This is a genomic window from Candidatus Blochmannia vicinus (genome assembly GCA_030020825.1).
In the GTDB taxonomy this organism is placed as follows: Bacteria; Pseudomonadota; Gammaproteobacteria; order Enterobacterales; family Enterobacteriaceae; genus Blochmanniella; species Blochmanniella vicinus_A.
This window is the reverse complement of record CP125213.1, coordinates 507,750-525,338: the sequence shown is the minus strand read 5'-3', so window position 1 is coordinate 525,338 and position 17,589 is coordinate 507,750. Positions and strand designations below refer to the sequence as shown.

Annotated in this window: 16 protein-coding genes and 1 pseudogene; 7 read left to right on the top strand and 10 right to left on the bottom strand. The window is 26.6% G+C overall.

Annotated elements, in window-relative coordinates:
- Window positions 1-60 precede the first annotated feature (60 nt).
- On the bottom strand, window positions 61-1,209 hold the full coding sequence (gene metB / locus QMA81_02245; protein ID WHL25113.1) for a cystathionine gamma-synthase: 1,149 nt from the start codon (window positions 1,207-1,209) through the stop codon (window positions 61-63).
- 257 nt (window positions 1,210-1,466) lie between these two features.
- Window positions 1,467-1,715 carry a 50S ribosomal protein L31 gene (gene rpmE, locus QMA81_02240; protein ID WHL25112.1) on the bottom strand — a complete coding sequence of 83 codons (249 nt, stop codon included), beginning with the start codon at window positions 1,713-1,715 and terminating at the stop codon, window positions 1,467-1,469.
- A 1,361-nt stretch (window positions 1,716-3,076) separates the two neighbouring features.
- Between rpmE and QMA81_02235 the strand changes: the two genes are divergently transcribed.
- Together QMA81_02235 and tpiA are read left to right on the top strand one after the other, a co-directional pair.
- On the top strand, window positions 3,077-3,826 hold the full coding sequence (locus QMA81_02235) for a ferredoxin--NADP(+) reductase (protein WHL25111.1): 750 nt from the start codon (window positions 3,077-3,079) through the stop codon (window positions 3,824-3,826).
- 249 nt (window positions 3,827-4,075) lie between these two features.
- Entirely contained in the window at window positions 4,076-4,852 is a 777-nt protein-coding gene (tpiA, locus tag QMA81_02230) for a triose-phosphate isomerase (GenBank protein WHL25110.1), read from the top strand.
- 90 nt (window positions 4,853-4,942) lie between these two features.
- Here the strand turns inward: tpiA and pfkA are convergent, their stop codons facing one another.
- The 6 genes from pfkA to QMA81_02200 form a co-directional block, all read right to left on the bottom strand.
- The gene (pfkA, locus tag QMA81_02225) at window positions 4,943-5,905 is read right to left on the bottom strand and encodes a 6-phosphofructokinase (protein WHL25109.1); all 963 of its coding nucleotides are present in this window, start codon (window positions 5,903-5,905) and stop codon (window positions 4,943-4,945) included.
- A gap of 694 nt (window positions 5,906-6,599) precedes the next feature.
- Window positions 6,600-7,355: a serine O-acetyltransferase gene (gene cysE / locus QMA81_02220; protein ID WHL25108.1), complete on the bottom strand. Its 756-nt coding sequence runs from the start codon at window positions 7,353-7,355 to the stop codon at window positions 6,600-6,602.
- Window positions 7,356-7,420: 65 nt separating this feature from the next.
- Window positions 7,421-8,437 carry an NAD(P)H-dependent glycerol-3-phosphate dehydrogenase gene (gpsA, locus tag QMA81_02215; protein ID WHL25107.1) on the bottom strand — a complete coding sequence of 339 codons (1,017 nt, stop codon included), beginning with the start codon at window positions 8,435-8,437 and terminating at the stop codon, window positions 7,421-7,423.
- Between the two features lie 35 nt (window positions 8,438-8,472).
- Entirely contained in the window at window positions 8,473-8,919 is a 447-nt protein-coding gene (gene secB, locus QMA81_02210; GenBank protein WHL25106.1) for a protein-export chaperone SecB, read from the bottom strand.
- Window positions 8,920-8,950: 31 nt separating this feature from the next.
- Window positions 8,951-9,238, bottom strand: a complete 288-nt coding sequence (grxC, locus tag QMA81_02205; GenBank protein WHL25105.1) for a glutaredoxin 3 — start codon at window positions 9,236-9,238, stop codon at window positions 8,951-8,953.
- An 11-nt stretch (window positions 9,239-9,249) separates the two neighbouring features.
- Window positions 9,250-9,699: a rhodanese-like domain-containing protein gene (locus QMA81_02200; GenBank protein ID WHL25104.1), complete on the bottom strand. Its 450-nt coding sequence runs from the start codon at window positions 9,697-9,699 to the stop codon at window positions 9,250-9,252.
- Between the two features lie 497 nt (window positions 9,700-10,196).
- Here QMA81_02200 and rfaD point away from each other — a divergent pair, with 497 nt between their 5' ends.
- The 5 genes from rfaD (at window position 10,197) to coaD (ending at window position 16,509) form a co-directional block, all read left to right on the top strand.
- Window positions 10,197-11,165, top strand: coding sequence for an ADP-glyceromanno-heptose 6-epimerase (rfaD, locus tag QMA81_02195; protein WHL25103.1), 969 nt, complete (start codon window positions 10,197-10,199; stop codon window positions 11,163-11,165).
- A gap of 17 nt (window positions 11,166-11,182) precedes the next feature.
- Window positions 11,183-12,229 (top strand): lipopolysaccharide heptosyltransferase II, encoded by a 1,047-nt coding sequence (gene waaF / locus QMA81_02190; protein ID WHL25102.1) that lies wholly within the window; start codon window positions 11,183-11,185, stop codon window positions 12,227-12,229.
- Between the two features lie 15 nt (window positions 12,230-12,244).
- On the top strand, window positions 12,245-13,219 hold the full coding sequence (waaC, locus tag QMA81_02185; GenBank protein WHL25101.1) for a lipopolysaccharide heptosyltransferase I: 975 nt from the start codon (window positions 12,245-12,247) through the stop codon (window positions 13,217-13,219).
- A gap of 767 nt (window positions 13,220-13,986) precedes the next feature.
- Window positions 13,987-15,270, top strand: coding sequence for a lipid IV(A) 3-deoxy-D-manno-octulosonic acid transferase (gene waaA, locus QMA81_02180; protein ID WHL25100.1), 1,284 nt, complete (start codon window positions 13,987-13,989; stop codon window positions 15,268-15,270).
- 741 nt (window positions 15,271-16,011) lie between these two features.
- Window positions 16,012-16,509 carry a pantetheine-phosphate adenylyltransferase gene (coaD, locus tag QMA81_02175; protein ID WHL25310.1) on the top strand — a complete coding sequence of 166 codons (498 nt, stop codon included), beginning with the start codon at window positions 16,012-16,014 and terminating at the stop codon, window positions 16,507-16,509.
- A 267-nt stretch (window positions 16,510-16,776) separates the two neighbouring features.
- Here coaD and rpmG read toward each other — a convergent pair whose 3' ends face one another.
- Together rpmG and rpmB are read right to left on the bottom strand one after the other, a co-directional pair.
- Window positions 16,777-16,944 carry a 50S ribosomal protein L33 gene (rpmG, locus tag QMA81_02170; GenBank protein WHL25099.1) on the bottom strand — a complete coding sequence of 56 codons (168 nt, stop codon included), beginning with the start codon at window positions 16,942-16,944 and terminating at the stop codon, window positions 16,777-16,779.
- Window positions 16,945-16,966: 22 nt separating this feature from the next.
- Window positions 16,967-17,197, bottom strand: a pseudogene (rpmB, locus tag QMA81_02165) (50S ribosomal protein L28).
- Window positions 17,198-17,589: the final 392 nt, after the last annotated feature.

The following is a 17,589-nucleotide window of genomic DNA, read 5'->3' as shown; positions in this document are numbered from 1 at the left end:
AATCTTATTTTATTAATGGGTATACATATAAACATGATATTAGTATTAATATTGGAATTTTTATTGTATTGACGCAAATGCTTGCTCTAAGTCAGCAATAAGATCGTCACTATCTTCCAGTCCTACTGAAACACGAAGTAACATATCACTAATTCCAGCACGTTTTCGGGCGTTTTCTGGCATAGCAGCGTGTGTCATAGTAGCTGGATGGGCAATTAGACTTTCTACTCCTCCAAAAGATTCTGCTAATGTAAATAATTTCAATGATTGTAAAAATTGTAGTAATATATTTTTAGTTCCTTTTAGCTCAAAACTAAATATCGATCCAAATCCACTTTGTTGTTTACAAGCAATATTATGCCCAGGATGAGTGGATAACCCTGGATAGTATAATGTATTGATTTGAGATAGTTTTTGACAGAAAGCAACAATTTTTTTAGTATTATTTTGTTGTTGGTAAATTCTAGGCATTAAAGTACGCATACCGCGTAATAATTGGTAGCTATCAAAAGCGCTACCGGTAATCCCAAGTGTGTTGCCCCACCAAGCTAATTTATCGGAAATATATTGATCTTTAGATATTACTACTCCTGCTATTAAATCTGAATGTCCATTTAGATATTTACTGCAAGAATGTACTACTAAGTCCGCTCCTAAGATTAATGGATTTTGAAAAACTGGAGTCATGAATGTATTATCTACTACATATAATATATTTTTTTGAAAATTACAAATATTGTAAATATCTACTATTCGGAGCATAGGATTACTTGGAGTTTCTATAAAAATTAATTTAGGTTTATGTGTTAATGATTCCAGTAATATTTGAGTATTATTTTGGTCAATAAATAATACTTTACATACGCCTTTTTTGTGTAATGCATCTAATAGTCGGTAAGTTCCTCCGTAGCAATCATAAGGTGCTATTAATAAATCATTTGGTTCAAGCAAAGCAGAGCATATTAAATAAATAGCAGACATACCGCTACTTGTCATAATTGCATTTTTTCCATATTCTAAATCTGATAAAGTTTGTTGAGCTACATCTCGAGTAGGGTTTTTGCGCCGTGAGTAATCATAGAGGCGTGGTTGATTTAATCCAAAAAAGTTATAAGTAGTTGAAAGAGTGATAGGAGGAACAACACATCCATGTTGTTCATCAATATTTAATCCACTTCTAACACTGATTGTAGATTTTTTAATATTCATAATAAATAATTAATTTGGTCATCTATATCATTTATGTATACCATTAATATCATTAATGTACTAATATTATTTATATATCTAGTAATATTTTTATACATTTATCATTTATAATAATTAAATAGTAGATGTATTTTGATATTAATGATGTGTAGTAGTAATAGTAATGAAATTTAAAGATTTACGTTTACGCGCTGTAGTATATTTTGTTATGTCACGCGCTATAATTCGTATAAATACAGATGTAAGGACGTATACATTTATTGTTTCTTCAATTTTTTATTAATAGGTAAAAAATTATCGTTAATAGCAATATTAAAGCGTTTATTAAAAAGATTTACACGGCCACGTGTATCTACAATACGTTGTGTTCCTGTATAAAACGGATGACATAGATTACAAACGTCTAAATTTAAGTCTCGATTTAAAGTTGATTTAGTATTAACAATATTTCCACATGAACAATATGCAGAGATTTTACTATATTTTGGGTGAATATTTTTCTTCATGACACATTCTCATATTAATTAATACTGTATTTCTAATAGTTGATAGAACATTGTAAAAAACGATAAATCATAAATACTATGTTCTGTAATTTAATAAATTAAATGTTAACATATAATCATATATATATCAAAAAATTCATTCTATTAATTATATATGTATATACCGTCTAAAGATAGAGATGTAGTAAATTAATAATTTTTAAATATCTATTATCAATAAATATTATTTTTAAATAACATTTTTATAAAAATTTATATGTTTTTAAACGCAATATATCCAAATTTTAGGGATATCATCATATGATACAAAAATTGGATTGTACTGAAATAGAAACAAATTAATTTATAATATACTCTTAGTTAAGAATGATTGTTGTTTTGATTAAACATAATTATATTTATGTTTAACTAAATATAGAGCTTATTTTTATTCAATATCGTATACTAACATTAATTTAGTTAACACATGTGCTATTACTACGTAATATTTATGTCTATACATGACTCATTAATATTAGGTATATGTCCAAATCAGAATATGTTATATTCCATAATATAACTGTAAGAACTAATAAACAGTAATTATATTGAATTTTTAGTTGTACTAAAAATAGTAGTTTTCAACAGATAATTATTCATGTAAATATTTTATTAGAGATATAAAAATTAATATATAAATTAGAACATAATTGTATTCATATTATAGTTGTTATTGATGGAAATTAAATAGATTATTTGTAATTTAGTTTATTAAATATATAGAATATGAATACAATTATGATTTAGTATGGATAAAGCATATATTTTATTTATGTTAAAATTTAATTAGGTAAAATAGTAATATAAGACCTGTTGTAGTAACAAAATTTATAAAAAATTATAATTGAATACCTAAATTTAAGTTATTACTAAATATGTTTTCATAATAATATTAATCATTATAATAACTTTAATTTAATCATCTAATTGATACTGTAGATTAATTCATGAATTTGTGTATATATGATTAGGAATATCAGTATGAATAAATAACATATATATAATTCATATATTGAATTATGTATGGTTTTATAAATAAGAAATCTTGTATATGTAGGGTATTTATATAAACGTAGCAACGTTAAATAATTGTTCGGATATATAATTTTAGTATAATAAATGGTTGTTGAAGTGAAAATAATTTTTAAAATATTATGTTAATTTTAGAAAAAATTTTATATATCTACATTATATGATAGATCTTATAGGAATAAAATAGCAATATATGTATGCTCTAAATTTAATATTCATCTTGATTATTTCACAGAGGTAATTGAAATGAAATTAAATAATTTAAATATAGTTAAATATAGGTCAACTTTATGTCTACATGGGTTGTTGGAAAAATTGTTGAAGTGAAATACTGGACAGATCAGTTATTTACTCTTATTGTACGAGCACCAATAAATACATTTGTTGCTGGACAATTTACTAGAATAGGGATATACGTAAATAGCATAATTGTGCAACGTGCTTATTCATATCTTAATGCTCCTAACAATCCCAATCTAGAATTTTATATAGCTACTGTGTTAACAGGGAAGTTTACCCCGTTATTGCGTACTTTATGTTCTGGTGATAATATTATGCTTACTAAAGAAGCATATGGACGTTTTATACTTGACGAAATTCCAAGTTGTACAAATTTATGGATGTTTGCTAGTGGGACAGGAATTGGTCCATATCTATCAATACTCGAGGATCATAATGAAAAATTGGATCAATTTTCCAATATTGTGTTAGTACATGCAGTACGGTTTTATAAAAATTTAAATTATTTATCTCAAATGAAAAAATTGAAGAATATTTATTCTACTAAATTGCACATACAAACGATTACAAGTCAAGAAGAGTCTTCTAATTCGCTTTTTGGGCGTATACCTACTTTAATAGAAAATAATGCTTTAGAAAAAAAAGTAGAACTGCAATTAGATATTAGTAATAGTCATGTAATGTTGTGTGGTAATCCACAGATGATATCTGATACTAAAGAAATATTGAAAAAAAAATATGGAATGAAAGATCATGTACGACGCAATCCAGGACAAATTACTCAAGAACGTTATTGGTAATAATAATATTAGCATTATTATATAATGAATATTATGTATTGTAATTTATAATGTATTTTGAATTGATTATTAAAACCATCGAAATTTTTAGTTTAAGCATACTGTAATTTATATTTCGTTATATTTTTATATATATGCATTGATCATCGTCGGGCAATATTTATATTTGATCTATTTTTTATTTATGTCGTTAATATTAACGTACGATGATCAATGCATATATAGGGTGATTTTGATAGGAGAGACAATATGCGACGCCTGTTGGTAATAGGAAACTGGAAATTAAATGGTAACAAAAATACCATAACTGATCTAATTATTAAATTAGTTGAGACATGTGCTAATATTTCTAAATGCAGAGTGGCTGTAGCTCCTCCTGTGATGTATTTAGATTTAGTTATGCGTTATTTAATAAATAGTAATATTTGGTTATGTGCGCAAAATGTTGATGTTCATGTATCTGGAGCGTTTACTGGAGATGTTTCTGCAGCAATGTTACAAGATCTGAATACGCGATATGTTCTTATCGGTCATTCTGAAAGAAGAATACATCATAAAGAAAACGATACATATATTGCTAAAAAATTTTTTATTTTAAAAAAGATCGGATTAATTCCTATTTTATGTATAGGAGAAAATAAAAAAGAATTTGATTCCGGACATACTCAAATGGTATGTCTTAATCAAATTAAGCCAGTCATTAAATTACTTGGTGTAGAAGCTTTTAACAATGCAGTTATTGCGTATGAGCCTACATGGGCTATAGGCAGCGGCATGAGTGCATCTCCAGAAAGAGTACAAATAATTCATCAGTTCATTCGGAATTATATTGCAAATTACAATATGTCTATAGCCAATGAAATAGTTATTCAATATGGAGGGTCTGTGACACCAGAAAATGTTACTCAATTTTTTAATCAAAAAGACATTGATGGTGTATTGGTAGGATCTGCTTCTTTAAATGCAGATAGTTTTTCTATGATTGTGCAAGCAGCCGAAGACCATGATAAGTCATATCATGGTTAAATGATAAATAATATATATAGCGTATAAAATCGAAATATATTATATTGTAATTATAATATAATATTGTTGAATAATAGTGGTTACTTAAAGCTAAAATAGCTTTTTAGCTGTTTTTAGTAAATCTTGACGAAATGGACGTTGCATATTCTGTATTGCATCATTGATGTCATGGTGTACTAATTTTTCGTTTTGTACTCCGATGCAACGTCCTTTATAACCTTGTAATAATAGCTCAATAGAATATGCTCCCATTCTGGATGCTAGAATGCGGTCGTAAGCCACTGGTTTTCCTCCGCGTTGAATATATCCTAAAACGGTAGCACGAGTTTCTTTACCAGTTTTTTCTTCAATGTATTGTGCCAAGTGAAATATATTACAAATACGTTCGGTAATAGTTACTATTGCATGTTTTTTTCCTTTAGAAATACCAGATTTAATTTCGTTTACTAAATCTTGTGCATTAAATTCTATTTCAGGGACTACAATAAACTCGCAACCTCCAGCTATTGCTGCTGCCATAGTTAAATCGCCACAACACCGACCCATTACTTCTACAATAGAAATACGTTGATGGGAAGAGGATGTGTCACGTAATCTATCAATTGCATCAACAATTGTTTCTAGAGCTGTGAAATAACCAATAGTATAATCTGTTCCAGCAACATCGTTATCGATAGTACCAGGTAGCCCTATACAAGGGAATCCTATATCACTTAATCTTTTAGCTCCTAAATAAGATCCATCTCCTCCAATTATTATAAGGGCATCCAGTTTGCGTTTATGTATATTATTAATAGTTATTGTTCTAATAGTATCTTTTTTAAATTCAGGAAAACGTGCAGAACCAAGAAAAGTACCCCCTCGGTTTATTATCTCTGAAACGCTACGATGACTCAGTTGTATCATTCGGTTTTGAAATAACCCTAAATAACCATCATATACTCCATAAATTTCTAATCCTTCAGAAAGACCTGCTCGTACTACACCTCGAATAGCTGCATTCATTCCTGGAGAATCACCACCGCTTGTTAGTACTCCTATTTTTTTTATCATATATACATAACTCTATTATGTTGTTTATTAGCAGATCAGATCATAACCGTATTTTTATTGAATCTATATAATTAAATAGAATATAATTCTTATGTGAAATATATAAAAATAAAATACTATATTAAATATATATAATTATATTTAAAATTATAGCAATCTTTTAATTTACTAAATGTTTAATTAAATTATCAAAATATTTGGGTAATAGTATTTTTAGAAATTGAATACTGAAATATTATTTTTTATTTATTTTGGTTTATATTTATATATAAATATATTAATTATATTGTATCTACTTGTAATGAAGTAGATTAGTTTAATATATTCCTAATATTTAATTATATTAATATAATTGAAATTTTTTAAGACTAAATATATAAGAAGCAATATGTTTCTTCTTATATATTTAGTCTTTAGATATACAATTATTTTAATTTTCTGATAAAGAAAGTGTTAAACTTTATTGTGTATATTGTATTTAATTAAATTATGTGTAGATTACACTATATCTTTATTCATAGTATATATTACTAATTTTATTTGTCAAAATATGAAATTTTTTTGTATATTGAATATATTTATACTAATGAATATTAATTCACAAATAAACTCAGCATAACAGTATTTTGGTTATATCACGTTGTGAATACCTATTCAAAATCATATGTATATGTTATCATTTTAATTTAGTAAATTATTGTAATTTATTAATTTTTTTCACAAGTTTGGCAGGTTTTCCTGCTACTGTAGCATAAGGTGGTACGGCATGTAGTACAACAGATCCTGCTCCAATTTTTGCTCCGTATCCTATTTCAATATTACCTAGAATGATGGCACTGGCCCCAATCATCACTTTTTGCCTAATTTTAGGATGCCGATCGCCATTTATTTTACCAGTTCCTCCTAACGTGACAGATTGCATTATAGATACATTATTTTCTATAACTGATGTTTCTCCTATTACTACTCCAGTAGCATGATCTATCATAACACCGCATCCGATACTTGCAGCAGGATGAATATCTACATTAAAAGCAGCAGAGATATGGTTATAAAAATACATAGACAATTCTTGACGATTATTATTCCATAGCCAATGAGAAATACGATGTGCTTGTAATGCATGAAATCCTTTAAAGTATAAAAAAGGAGTAAAATACTTAGTTACAGATGGATCGTTTAAATATATTGCATAAATGTCTCGTGCTGCAGCAGTAATTATACTTTCATCAGAATTGTATATATTTTCTAATATTTTGATTATATCAGTTATAGGCATATCTACATTATTTAATTTTTTAGATAGTATATGAATTAATGCATTCTTAAAATTTTTATGTTTTAATATAGTCATGTATATAAAATTAGTTAATATGGGTTCAGATTCGGTTAATAACCTCGATTCAACCTTAATATTATTCCAAACTATTTCTAATATATTTAAAGGCATAAGTTTACCTTGTTTCATTTATATTAATAATAACTAAATAGTTATACTATTAATTATTCTAATTATTAAATTTTTTCTTTTTTTTGTGTGCGTTGTAATAAAGAATAAGCAGCATCATGAACATTTTTATGTTGATATAATATCTGATATATTTGTTCAGTAATGGGCATATCTATTTTGTATTTAATAGATAACATATATACTTCTTTTATGTTTAAGAATCCTTCTATTATTTGCCCAATATTTTTTTGGGCATGATGTGTATTGAAACCTTGCCCTAATAATATTCCAAAACGACGATTACGTGATTGATCATCAGTGCAAGTTAATACTAAATCTCCTAATCCAGCTAATCCCATGAAAGTTTCTGGCACTGCGCCAATTGCTATTCCGAGTCGTGACATCTCTGCTAAACCTCGTGTAATTAGCGCTGTTCGTGCGTTTGATCCAAACCCTATTCCATCAGAAATACCTGCTCCAATAGCAATAATATTCTTTACTGCCCCTGCTATTTGGATCCCAATAGTGTCAGTATTACTGTATATTCTAAAATTTTTATTGCAATGTAGTATATTTTGTAAATCATAATTTAATGTAGCATCGGTGGAAGCTAATGTTATTGCAGTAGGCAATCCTATAGCGAGCTCTTTAGCGAAAGTTGGGCCAGAAATAATTGCAATAGGCACATCATTTCCTAAAATATCACGTGTCACGTCTTTTAAAAAACGACCAGTTTTAGGCTCTAAACCTTTAGATGCTATAATAATACGAGTATTGTTTTTTAAGTTTGGTTTTATTTGCATCAAAACATGACTAAATACATGACTTGGTACTGCAATCAATAAATTTAGGCAAGTAGCTAAGGTTGCTGATAGAGATTTTTCTAAATATAACGATGGTGGAAAAGGTATATTTGGTAAATAGGCTTGATTACATCGATGAGTTTTAAGTGTTTGAATATGAGTAGCATTATGCCCCCATAGTAATACTGCATGACCATGTTTAGATAACGCAATAGCCATGGCTGTACCGTAAGATCCAGCTCCAATTATTGTAATAGTAGGATGTATAATAGTAGACATAGTTATGAAACTCAATTATTTCAGAGTACTAATTTTTAAGGTGTATTATCATATTTTTTTAAAGACTTAATAAATAAAATATCGAAGTTAATTGGATCTAAATTGAATTGAGGGAAAGTTCCTCTAGATACTTGGCTACTTATGCATTCACTAGCGTAAGGAAACAAAATACCTGGACAATATGCACTGAGACAGTGTATCATTTGTGTTTGGTTTAGTCCTGAAATACTGAAAATTCCAGCTTGTTTTACTTGACATAAAAAAGCCGTATTTTCACCAATTCTTGCAGTGACAGTGATGAATAATACTACTTCATATGCGTTAGCATAAATATTAGCTGAATTGCTATTTAAATCTACCGTAATTTTTGGATTCCAGGTTATTTGAAAAACTTCAGGAGTGTTTGGAGCTTCAAACGAAATATCTTTTGTATATATTCTTTTTATGTGAAATAACACATTATTTTTATTATTTTCTAGCATATCAACACCTTGCTACTTTCGATGTTAATAATCAATTCTTCTTTTTCAATTTTTTTTTAGTTAAAATTAAACTCAATTGTCCCTGGTTATCTAATAACACCAAATCATCTGATCCTCCAATATGTAAACCATCTATAAAAATCTGTGGTACTGTAGTGCAACCATTAGATCGTTGTTGCATTTCTATGTACATACTATTTAATGAATTATTATGATCTATAGGAATTTCTTTAAAATCTAATGATTTTTTTATTAATAATGCTTTAGCGCGATCACAATAAGGACAGTTCTTTTTTGTGTAAATTTCAATATAGGCCATTTCCATTCTCATTATTTTAATATTTTGTTTGTTAGTAGTAGAGGAAAATTATCAGATTTCCAACCAACTATACCGCCATGAAGCACATACACTTCTTCGAATTTTAATTTATACAAATGTTGTTTAATTGAGTGAGCTATTGAATTATTATCATGGACTACAATTAATGGAGATTTTTTAAATCTTTTTAATTTACAAATATCGTTATTTTTAATGTCTTTTATTGAAACATTAATGCTGTTCGTTATGTGACCTGCGCAATAATCATCTTGATTACGAATATCTATTACTATTGCTTTTTTTTTGTTTATTAATAAAATTGCTTGATCACGTAATATTTCGGAAGATTTGAATAAAAAACTGCTAATTGTAGTATATAAAGTTGCGAGTAATAAGAGTACCCATACAATACTTAGTATCGTATGTTGTTGTAAAAATATTGTTATTTCCTGCATATACATGGGTTATAAACCTTATTTAAAACAATATCATATTATTAAATATATTTATGCTTGTGAAGAAGTATAATATAGTTTTGATTAAATCAATAGTATTATTAATAATCATAATAAAATTTTATAAATATACGTTTTGGTTTAAATAATATTTGTATAAATGAATTTAAATAATATTTAATCAATCCTCATGCATAAATATATTATACATACGTGTATAATATATTTTGTGTTTTAAAAAATTTGGCATATTCTATTATGAATATATTAATATATGGATATCATTCATGATATATTTTGATTTTCAGTGTTACTAATCAAATCATAATTGATGATTATTCTATATTTATATTTGTTGGCTGTAACAACACAAAAAATAATATAAAAATATAGTTATATAAACAATATACATGATTATATTTTTTTATATAGAGGTATTAAAAAAGAATTTAAGTTGTTGCATTTATTAATACCTAACATGTATGTAATTACGTGAGTAATGTATGATTATAGTTACTGGTGGAGCAGGATTTATAGGTTGCAATATTATTAAAGCATTAAATAATATTTCATATAAAAATATTTTGGTGGTAGATAATTTAAAGAATGGAATGAAATACAAAAATTTAATAAACGTATATATTTCAGACTACATGGATAAAAGTCGTTTTATTAAAAATATAGTGGATAGTCCTGTTGGCTCTTATATTAAAAATATAGATGTAGTGTTTCATGAAGGGGCTTGCTCTTCCACTACTGAATGGGACGGTAAATATATGATGGAGAATAATTATCAATACTCTAAAGATTTATTATTGTATTGTATTAGGAATAGTATTCCTTTTATATATGCTTCTTCAGCATCGGTATATGGGAAAGATACTAGTATATTTGCTAATCCTCAGAAATATGAACAACCTGTTAATATATATAGCTATTCTAAATTTTTGTTTGATCAATATGTACATGCTATATTGCCAAAGGTTACATCTCAAGTTTGTGGATTAAGGTATTTTAATGTTTATGGACCTTATGAAGAACATAAAGGGAATATGGCAAGTATAATATTTCAATTATATAGACAAATTAAAAGTAAGAAACGCCCAACATTATTTGTTAGAAGTAGAGAGTTAAAACGAGATTTTATATATGTTGAAGATATTGTTGATATAAATCTTTGGGCTTGGAGTAATAATATTTCTGGAATTTTTGATTGTGGTATTGGTAAAGCTGTATCATTTGAGGTAATTGCTAATACTATATTAAGTTTTTTTCATAAACATATTACTATTAAATATATTTCTATGCCAAATAACATCCGTGATCATTATCAGTTTTTTACCCAAGCAAATATTTATCAGTTAAGAAAAGCAGGATACAATAAGAAATTTATTGATATTAATCAAGGTATATATCAGTATTTAAAATGGTTGTCATGTAACGATATTAATCGTTACTCATATAAAAGGTAAAGTGTAGTGTTGTAGTTATGAAAATGTTAGTGGTCAGTCCTTCATGGATTGGTGATACTGTGATGTCACATAGTATGTATCGTTTGCTTATTAATAAGTATTGTTCTAGTGTTCAAATTGATGTTATTACCTCAACATGGTGTAAAGATCTTTTTAATTATATGCCCGAAGTTAATCGTACGTTATTTATTCCTTACAGACATGGAGTATTAGAACTTGCAAAATGTTTTCGTCTGGGAAAAGTTTTAAAAAATGAAAAATATCAACAGGCAATAATATTACCTAATTCGTTTAAATCAGCTTTAATACCATTTTTTGCAGATGTTCCGATCCGTACTGGATGGCGCGGAGAGATGAGGTATGGTGTAATAAATGATTTAAGGATACTTAAATTTGAATCGTTTCCATTAATGGTACAACGTTATGCTGCTTTAGCATATGATAGCAATATTATAAAAAATTTTTGTGATTTACCTTCTCCGTTACTATGGCCTCATTTAAATATAAATAAAAAAGAAATTGAAGATGTATTATGTAAATTTAATTTAGATAATCATAAGAAACTATTGATTGGATTATGCCCAGGTTCAGGATTTGGATTATCTAAAAGTTGGCCTCATTATCATTATGTAGCATTAGCTATACAATTAATTTATTGCGGATATCATGTGGTGATATTGGGATCATCTAAAGATCAATTAATTGATACATGTATTGAATACAGTATTCTTAAAAATTTGAAACAACATTATGACAATCTTATAGGGATTACATCTTTAAGTGAAGCTATTGCAATTATAGCGGCGTGTAAGGGAATTGTTAGTAATGATTCTGGTTTAATGCACATAGCTTGTGCATTGAAATGTCCCGTAGTAGGATTGTATGGTGACCTTAGTGATCCTAATTTTACTCCTCCTTTATTTCGTCAATCTATTGTGATCCGTTGTATTAAAGGATGTTATACTATGCGAAAAGATAGAACTTTACATAATGGTTATCATAGTAGTTTAATAAACATTACTCCAGATCAAGTTTTAAAGGCGTTAAAGAAGTTATTAAATTAATTAATAAATGTTTTCATGAAGGTTTTGATTATAAAAGTTTCTTCTATGGGAGATATTATACATACTTTGCCTGCGATTACTGATGCATCAGTTTCTATACCAAATATATCGTTTAACTGGGTTGTAGAAGAAACTTTTTCTGAGATTCTTAGGTGGCATCCAGCAATACATCAAATTATTCCTATAAATCTTAGATTTTGGATAAAAAATTGGTATGACACTTCTTCATGGAAGAAGTATTATGAATGTATTCAAGAATTAAAAAAAAAAGAATATGATATAATTATTGATGCTCAGGGTTTATTGAAGACATCGTTGTTAATAACATGTTTTTCACGTGGTGAAAAACATGGAATGGATTATATAAGTACACGGGAACCCATTAGTGCTTTGTTTTATCATAAACGGCATTATGTAAATAAAATCCAACATGCTGTAGAACGTATTCGTCAGCTTTTTTCGTTTAGTCTAAAATATCCCGTACCGGATTGTGCAGGAAAATATAATATTGATCATTTATTTCCACCTCAGAAAAATAACGTTCCTTATTTGATATTTTTTCATTCTACCACTAAAGTAAAAAAACATTGGCCAGAATTTAACTGGAGTGTCATTGTACGGTGTGCTATTAATGCAGGTTATCATATTAAATTACCTTTTTGGACAAGGAATGAAGAATTACGTATTAATCGGTTAGTAAAATTGTCTTATAATCAAATAATAGTTTTACCAAGATTAACATTACAAGAGATTGCTATGCAAATATCTGGAGCAACAGCGATAATATCCGTTGATACCGGACTTAGTCATTTAGCAGCAGCACTTGGTTGTCCTAATTTAACATTATATGGACCAACTAATCCTAAATTAATTGGAACATATGGACAAAATCAAATTATTTTATATTCTTCAACTAAAAAAATGGAACACTTGAGTCCTATGTATGTTTGGGAAATATTCCAAAAGGTTTTAAATTTAACATCTACTTAAGAATATTTTTTAAACTTATTTATTGTAATTGCATAATAACGTTATTGCTTTGAGTATAGCTTATTTTAAGTATAAAAATATTACTATTAGTTATAGTTTTGACGTTTATGTATTTCTAATAATTTAGAGTTATTTTTTGGAAATAATCGACGTTTAGAATGTATTATGTTCTATATAATAAAATATTATTATTTTAGAGTAATTAAAATCATATGATATTCGGTACTAATTATTTATAATTAGCAAATCTAGTATATACATTATAGATATTTATTTTTAATAAAAATTATTAGAGTGTGTTGAATATTTCAGAGCTTTCCCTCCTGTATCTACAAAATGATAGTGATTGTATAAAGCTATATTCTAATTATAGAATATTTTTTATTTTAAGCATTATTAATTTATGTATATCCGATCGTTGGAATTATTTAATACTATTTGAGTAAAATCAAAAAATTTATGTAATAACAAATACTAATTTTAAGTAAATAATGATTTTTTCATATATAAATATGCAATAAAATTAGTAAATTTAATCATTTTTTATTAGTATGAAAATACTAAAATAAAATAGATAGTGTTGTTTTTATTATTGATCTTTTATTAAATTTATATATATTTTAGTAATTTATTTTTAATTTTTGTAGGAATGGATTATTAAGATTATGTCTTGTGAGACATTTCAATATTGATATATGATTAAATTTTACATACACTCCTTAAAGTGGTAGTTATAAATATATTAACTGATTATTTTGAGATATCATATGTTTGTACTATATATTGGAATATATAGTATTATTATGTATATTGCTCAACCTATAATATGGATACGGTTATTATGGCGTAGTAGGAAATCGCCATCATACCGTAAACGTTGGTTAGAGCGTTATGGGTTCTATCATAAACCTGTTAAATCTGATGGTATTATTTTGCATGCTGTGTCTCTTGGGGAAACATTAGCAGCTATTCCTCTAATACGTGCTTTACAGAAACGTTATCCGCAAATAACTATTACATTAACTGCGATGACTCCAACAGGAATAGAATTGGCGCAGTCTAGGTTTCATGGCAATACACATTGTAGTTACTTACCATATGATTTACCTGGTTCTATGAAACGATTTATTGATCAAGTTAGACCCAGATTGGTTATTGCTATGGAAACTGAATTATGGCCGAATCTTATTAATATATTATATCAACGAAATATCCCTTTTGTTATTGTTAATGCTCGTCTCTCATTTCGTTCTTTTATTGGGTATAAGAGGTTTATCTGTTTTATTTCATTAATTATGGAACGTATTACTTTTATCGCTGCTCAAAATAAAGGAGATGCCATTCGATTTCTTAAATTAGGATTAAAAAAAAATCAGTTATTTATTACAGGTAATTTAAAGTTTGATATTGAGATGTCTCAGGATTTGTTAAATAAAATTTCATGTTTAAAAAAAACTTGGATTAAAGAACGACAGGTATGGATCGCTAGTAGCACTCATGAAGGAGAGGAAAAATTATTGCTACAAGCACATAAACATCTTTTGACAATATTTCCTAATTTACTGATGATTTTAGCTCCGCGCCATCCAGAACGTTTTATTAATGTTAAAAGTATTACTGAACAAGCTGGATTTTCCTATATCATGAGAAGTGGTGGAGTTGCACCATCTCAAGAAACACAAGTAATTATTAATGATACGATAGGAGAGTTGATGTTACTGTATGGTGTCTCAGATATAGCTTTTATTGGAGGAAGTTTAGTAAAACATGGAGGGCATAATCCGTTAGAGCCAGCAGCACACTCTATTCCGTTGATTATGGGTCCATATACTTTCAATTTTCATGATATTTGTATTAAATTATATGAATCAGATGGATTAATTACTGTAACTGACACTAAATCTTTAATAAATACTATTTCTATGTTACTCACAAATAAACAGCGTCGTTTAAATTACGGTTATAGAGCTATTAAAGTCTTAAAACATAATCGAGGAGCGTTGCAACAATTATTATATTTATTAGATAATTATTTATTAATTAGAAGATAATTTTCATATAAAATTATTAATTATTGACTTAACTATGTAGAATTTAAACGTTCTCATTATTTTGTTATTATTTAAAAATATAGATATACCTATGTCTAATATTAGACATTGAAATTATTTTTATATAATGTAATTAAAATATAGAATTAAATTAGAAAACACAGTAATTAAAATATCATAAGTATATAATTTGATGTATTTGTGCTCATTACCAATAGACTGTAATTATAAATAAATAACTTCATGTATTTTATGTAGATAGAAGGGTTTTGTTTTAATTTTTATAAATTTATGTATAATTGTGATATAGATATACGTATAATACTAACGTTATTTATGTTGGAGTTTATAATTAAATGTAAGTTTATATAATATAAATAATTAAATTTTAGAAATTTTAATAATATTTTTTAAAATATATATATGTTTTAGATAATAATGATACTTAATTAAGGTTGTAGTATAAGAGTTATTGTTTTTATTTTTGATAAATGTTTGTTAAATTTTAATACGAATAGTTTAAATATGTGGAAGTATAAGAACTAAAGTTATTTTTTCTAAAACATGTTTAATAGTTGTTATCTGATCTTGATCTTTTGATACATATTTATGTTTCTACTAAGTATTAAATTTTTTAAATGTAGGCTATATTTTATATATAAATAAAAAATTTTTAATCTATTTATATAGATAAATGTATTTTGTAAGGTTTGTTTTAATTTCTGAAAAGTATAATATATGATGATAACTCATGCAATTTATCCGGGAACTTTTGATCCATTAACTTATGGACATTTGGATATAATTATTAGAGCCCACAAAATTTTTGATGAAATATTTTTAGCAGTAGCTGAAAATCCACAAAAAAATCCTATGTTTAGTCTTAAGGAGCGTGTAGTGTTTGCGGAACAAGCAACTGCAAAATTATCTAATGTAACAGTATTTGGGTTTAATGATTTAACGATAAATGTTATGAAAAAAAAACATGTAAATGTTTTAATTCGTGGTTTAAGAACTAGATCAGATTTTGAATATGAAATACAACTTGCTAAAATTAATAATTATTTTGAAAAAGAAATAGAAACGATATTTATGATGTCTACGGGAATTTGGGCATATCTTTCTTCTAAATTAGTTAAGGAGATTGCTCAATATGGAGGAAAAATAGATCAATTTATGCCTAATTTTATTGCTGAAAAAGTTATAGAAAAATTAAGAAATACTTCAAAAGATACATAAAGTTCTTGTGATTATTGAAAAACTACATACAATGTTACTTATTTTGTTATATAAGTAACATTGTATGTAGTTTTTCTTTATTAGTAATGAGTGAATTATCAGAAAATTTAATACGATCTTTAGTGTAATCAAAATTGAAATTAAATACATGGTTTAAAAATATAGTGCATGTTATGGCATGAACTATAACCAACGTTAAATCTCTTTGGATTGTTTTAATAAATTTATAAGAGAGGGGCATTTATATTTATCTCTTTATCTATTTATTTAACTGCTTTTTCCTTCTGTGTATATTACATGTTTTTGTACAAAAGGATCAAATTTTTTCAATTTTATTTTTTCAGGGTTAGTGCGTTTGTTTTTAGTAGTACTGTAATAATGCCCATTATTAGAAGAGGAAAATAAACGAATAGTTTCTCTTATTTCCTTAGCCATTGTATAATTCCTTTTTTTAATATTATTTATTTTTGGAATATAAATTAGATAAAAAGTATTCGATTCCTAATTTATCAATAAGGCGCATACCTTTTGTAGATGTCCGTATCGTGAAGTAGCGTTTTTTACTTTCAATCCAAAAACGATGAGAATGAATGTTAGGTATAAACCAACGTTTGGTTGCATTCATTGCGTGAGAACGTTTATTTCCATTCATAGGACGCTTTCCAGTAATTTGGCATACTCGTGTCACAATTATTCTCCTAATTGTTATTATTAAATAGTCAGTCATTTAAAAAATAATAATCACAAAACTATTTTATTTATGTTTTCTATAAATTTGTGAGTATTTTTTATTCAGTCTTCAGTTAAACATTTAACATAAGATATGTATATTATATTATGATTATTTATTTATATTCTTCATTTATTATTTTTAAATATAATTAATAAATAATTTTTTAAAAATTTATATAGATATATCTAAATACAATAGATTGAAAATCATAATTTTGGTTGTGTTATTATCTGCGCACACATATACACACAAATATTCATGTTTTCATAAAGTTATCGAACCATATTGTATAGGAATTTGTACGTTGTGCGCAAGATTATTATTTTATTAAAATGTTCAATTAATAA